The sequence below is a fragment of the Mycobacterium sp. genome (genome assembly GCF_035603715.1).
Classification (GTDB): Bacteria; Actinomycetota; Actinomycetes; order Mycobacteriales; family Mycobacteriaceae; genus Mycobacterium.
Window position 1 is genome coordinate 1 of sequence record NZ_DATNJW010000687.1, and the last position, 4,624, is coordinate 4,624.

Annotated in this window: 5 protein-coding genes; all 5 read right to left on the reverse strand. The window is 67.5% G+C overall.

Features of this window, described 5'->3' with window-relative positions; all coding sequences use genetic code 11:
- Positions 1–3,156 (reverse strand): chromosome segregation protein SMC (smc, locus tag VN856_RS27685; protein ID WP_325695258.1); only part of this gene is annotated, 3,156 nt, incomplete at its 3' end.
- An 11-nt stretch (positions 3,157–3,167) separates the two neighbouring features.
- A complete protein-coding gene (locus VN856_RS27690) occupies positions 3,168–3,449 on the reverse strand; it encodes an acylphosphatase (protein WP_325695260.1) in 282 nt (93 codons plus the stop codon).
- Positions 3,436–3,849, reverse strand: a complete 414-nt coding sequence (locus tag VN856_RS27695; RefSeq protein WP_325695261.1) for an OsmC family protein — start codon at positions 3,847–3,849, stop codon at positions 3,436–3,438. Before VN856_RS27695 ends, VN856_RS27690 begins: the two co-directional genes overlap by 14 nt.
- 52 nt (positions 3,850–3,901) lie before the next feature.
- Positions 3,902–4,291: a TM2 domain-containing protein gene (locus VN856_RS27700; protein WP_325695263.1), complete on the reverse strand. Its 390-nt coding sequence runs from the start codon at positions 4,289–4,291 to the stop codon at positions 3,902–3,904.
- A gap of 79 nt (positions 4,292–4,370) precedes the next feature.
- On the reverse strand, positions 4,371–4,624 hold a 254-nt coding region (locus VN856_RS27705; protein ID WP_325695265.1), incomplete at its 5' end, for a zinc finger domain-containing protein.

Below are 4,624 nucleotides of genomic sequence, written 5' to 3' on the forward strand. Positions count from 1 at the left end.
TCGGAATTCCCGCTCCACATCGACGTAGGCCTCGGCGAACACCTGCAGGATGCGGGCGTCGACATCGGCCACGACGTCCAGCAGATCTTTGCGCGCGCCCTTGACGTCCTCGAGTTGGGTGGACAGGAAGTTGTAGCGCTCTTCCAGCGCGGCGAACTCCTCCAACGCTAGCGGGTTAACCCGGCCCAACTCGGCCAGCTCTCGTTCGGCGCGTTTGGCGCGTCGTTCCTGGGTGGGCCGGTCGAACGGCAGCGGGGCCGGCGCCGTCACCTGCTCGCCGCGCTCGCGGGCCTGCTCGTATTCGGCCATCTCCAGCTCGGTCGGCGGCAGCGACACCTCCGGGCCGTACTCGGCGACCAGCACGTCGGGCGACATGCCGAATTGTTCGAGCACCATTTGCTCGAGCTGCTCGATGCGCAACGCCGCTTGCGCTTTGGCCACCTCGTCGCGGTGCAGCGATTCGGTCAGCGTGCCGATCCGGGCGCCCAGTGTGTTCACCTCGTCGCGGACTGCGGCCATTGCCACCGACCGCTGCTGGCGCTCGGCGGACAGCACGTCGCGGTGTTGCGACGCCGCCCCGACCACTTGGGCCAGCCGGGCGGCCAGCTGCCGTCCGGCGTCGGCGACCGCGGCGGCCACCGCGGCCGCGTGCTGACGCGCGGCGCGGGCCTGCTGCGCCCGCACTCTCGCCTCCCGCTCCGCGGCGGCAGCACGACGCAACGAATCCGCTTTTCCGCGAACGGCATTGGCGCGCTCTTCGGCTGTGCGCACCGCCAACCGGGCTTCCACCTCGACACCGCGGGCGGCCTCAGCCGCCGCCGCGACCTGATGGCGGTCCACGGGCTCGGCGGTGACGTGTTGGGTCTGTTCGACATTGGTCAGCCGAGTCTCGAGTTCGCCGAGTTCGCCGAGGGTCTCAGCACGCCCGGTCTCTAACTCCTCGCGTTGGCGCATCAGCCTGCGCCACTCCTCGTCGGCGGCGCGGGCGTCCTGACCCAGTCGCCCGAGCTGTTCGTAGATCGCCGAGATGGCCGCGTCGGATTCGTTGAGCGCAGCCAACGCCTGTTCGGCGGAGTCCTGACGAGCGGCCTGCTCGCTCATCGCCCCGGACAGCGCTGCGACGAGCTCGCTGGTTTGCGTCTCGGCTGCGGTGAGTTCGGCACGCGCTTTGGCGATTTCGGAGGTGATCTCCAGCGTGGAGGGTTTACGGTCGGAACCGCCGCTGACCCAACCGGCCCCCACCAGATCGCCGTCGCGGGTAACCGCGCGCAATCGTGGCTGCGCCGCAACAAGATTCATCGCTTCACTCAGACCGCCGACCACAGCGACGCCGGAAAGCATGGCCACCAGCGCTCCGCGCAACCGGGTCGGCACCTCGACAAGGTCCAGTGCCCAGCGCGCGCCGTCCGGCAGGGCGCCCACCGGCGCCGGATCGTGTGTGGGCCAGTCGCTCAGCACGATGGCGGCCCGGCCGCCGTCGGCCTGTTTCAGCGCGGTGACCGCATCTGCCGCCGCGGTGAAACTATCGGCGGCCAGCGCGTCGGCGGCTGCGCCGAGCACCGTTGCCAGCGCGGCCTCATATCCCGACTGCACCTGGACAAGTTTTGCTATTGAACCGAAAATTCCGGCACTGCTTCGGTTTTGAGTGAGCCAGGCGGCGCCGTCTTTGCGCTCCAGGCCGACCGACAAAGCGTCGATGCGGGCCCGCAGGGAGGCTACTTGACGTTCGGCGCCGCGCTCAGCGGATTGCAGTTCGGCAACCCGCTCGTCGGCCAGCCGCAACGCGGCGATCGTCCGGTCGTGATGCTCATCGAGTCCGACCTCGCCTTGGTCGAGCTCCCCGACCCGGCCCTGCACGGTTTCGAACTCGGCTTTGGCCTGCTGGGCACGCGCGGCGGCTTCCTCGATGCGCTCCGACAGCTTGGCCACACCGTCGTCGATCGACTCCACCCGCGCCCGCATGGTCTCCACCTGGCCGGCCAGTCGCGCCAAGCCCTCGCGGCGGTCGGCCTCGGCCTGCACGGCCGCCAAGTGGGCCTGCTCGGCCTCGGTGGCGGCTCGTTCACGGTCGGCAAGCTCGGCACGGGCAGCGTCAAGCCGGGTGCGGGTAGCAGCGAGCTCGCCGAGCAGCTCCTGCTCGGCCGCGGCCACCTGGGCGGCCTCAGCCTCTAATTCGTCGGGGTCGGGGCCACCGGTCGACGTGGTCTCGACATCCAGATGCTGCGCACGCTCGCTGGCAATGCGCACGGTCGCTCCGACCCGTTCGGCCAAGGCGGACAACCGAAACCAGGTCTGCTGTGCGGATTCCGCACGCTCGGACAATGCCGTCAACGCCGCCTCGTGGGCGGCCAGTTCCTCGGACGCCACCGTCATCCGGGTCGAGGCTTCGTCGTGCTCGCGACGCAGTGTCGCCTCGGCCTGGTTGGTGTTGTTGAGCTCGCCCTGGCGAGTGACCACGTCGTCGGCGGCCAGCCGCAGCCGGGCATCACGCAGATCAGCCTGGATGGTTTGGGCCCGCCGGGCCACTTCAGCTTGGCGGCCAAGCGGTTTGAGCTGGCGACGCAGCTCGGTGGTCAGGTCGGTCAACCGGGCCAGGTTCGCCGACATCGACTCGAGTTTGCGGACGGCTTTTTCTTTGCGCTTGCGGTGTTTGAGCACACCGGCGGCTTCCTCGATGAACGCCCGACGCTCTTCGGGTCGGGATTCCAGGATTTCGTTGAGCTTGCCCTGCCCTACGATGACGTGCATTTCGCGGCCGATGCCGGAGTCGCTCAGTAGCTCCTGGACATCCATCAAACGGCAAGTACTACCGTTGATTTCGTACTCGCTCGCTCCATCGCGGAACATTCGCCGGGTGATCGACACCTCGGAGTATTCGATCGGCAACGCGTTGTCGGAGTTGTCGATGGTGACGGTGACCTCGGCGCGCCCCAGTGGAGCACGAGACGAGGTGCCCGCGAAGATGACGTCCTCCATCTTGCCGCCGCGCAGCGTCTTGGCGCCCTGCTCCCCCATCACCCAGGCCAGCGCGTCGACGACGTTGGACTTCCCCGACCCGTTGGGGCCGACCACTGCGGTGATGCCGGGTTCAAAGCGCAGAGTCGTCGGCGAGGCGAAGGACTTGAAGCCCTTCAGCGTCAGACTCTTGAGGTACACGGCGAGCCAGACTACCGCTCGGTGAAGCCACTGATGGCTTCGCCGCGCGGCGACCAGTCGACCACAACTGTGTCGACGTGGCCTGGTGTTTCTCCCCCCTGCAACAGGAGTAACAGCCGTTCACAGGCGTCACGCGAACCCTGCGCAACCACCATCACCCGACCGTCGGGGCGGTTGGCGGCGTAGCCGGTCAGGCCCAACTCCAGCGCCCGCGCACGGGTCCACCACCGGAAGCCGACGCCTTGTACCTGGCCATGCACCCACGCGGTGAGCCGGACGTCAACGCCCGACATCGACGACCTGGAAGCTGATTTTCGTTCCCGATTTCAGCGTTCGCCCGACCGTGCACACCTGGTCGATGGCGCGCTCGACCACGGTGAGGACGCGCGCCTTCTCGGCATCATCCAGACCCGACAGGTCGACTTCGAGCGCCTCCTCGAGCAGCGGGTAGACCTCTCGCTCACGATCGGCGTGGCCGGACACCCGAACGGTCGCCTGGTAGTCGTCGCCGAGCCGGCGGGCCAACGGCGAGTCGCTGGACATCCCACTGCAGGCCGCGAGCGCGATCTTCATCAGCTCGCCCGGCGTGAAGACCCCATCGACGTCTTCGGAGCCGACGAGCACTTCCGCGCCCCGCGAGCTATGGCCGGTGTAACGGCGCACCCCGGTGCGCTCCACCCACAGTTCCGTCATGACGTTATTTCTACCGTGCGTGACCGCCGCCGATTGCAGCCCGCGGCCCCTGTCAGTCGCGCAGCGTGCGTCCCTGAGCGTCGCGGACGTTGCCCGTCAGCATCATGATTGCGTCGATGAACGGCCAAATCCCGCCGATACCGAAGGTAAGAAAGGTCACCGCGATCTGGGCAAGACCGATACCGGTATAGCCGAGATAGAACCGACCGACACCGAATCCACCCAGGAACAGCTCGAGCAGTCCAGCTGTGAGCTTGCTCTTGTCTGACAAGGGCTGACCGTGGGCGTCCAGATACGGTCCGCCGGGTGCATACGGCATCCCTGGTGGGCCACCGCTCGGATACGGCGCCTGCCAACCGGGATAACCGCCCTGGTGGGGAGGATACGGGCCCGGCGGCGTTGGCGGATATTCGAACGGGCGGGGTTGTTCAGGCTCGGTCATGCGCCTGATGATGACGCAAATACGCACCCGAGTCTTGCAGTCGCCACACTTTGCCCCTCGAATACCTCAACTCCGCGGGTCAGCTTCGCGGCCGCGGCTGACAGCGGGGGCAATAGAACGACGAGCGGTTCATGAACTTCTCTCGGCGGATGACCGCGCCGCAGCGCCTGCACGGCTTCTCTTCGCGGCCATAGACATTCAGCGATCGGTCGAAGTAGCCGGATTGGCCATTGACGTTGACGTACAGCGAGTCGAAGGACGTGCCACCCTGCGCCAGCGCGTCGCGCATCACCTCTGCGGCGGCCTCCAGCAAGGTCGTCAGCTGCTTGCGGG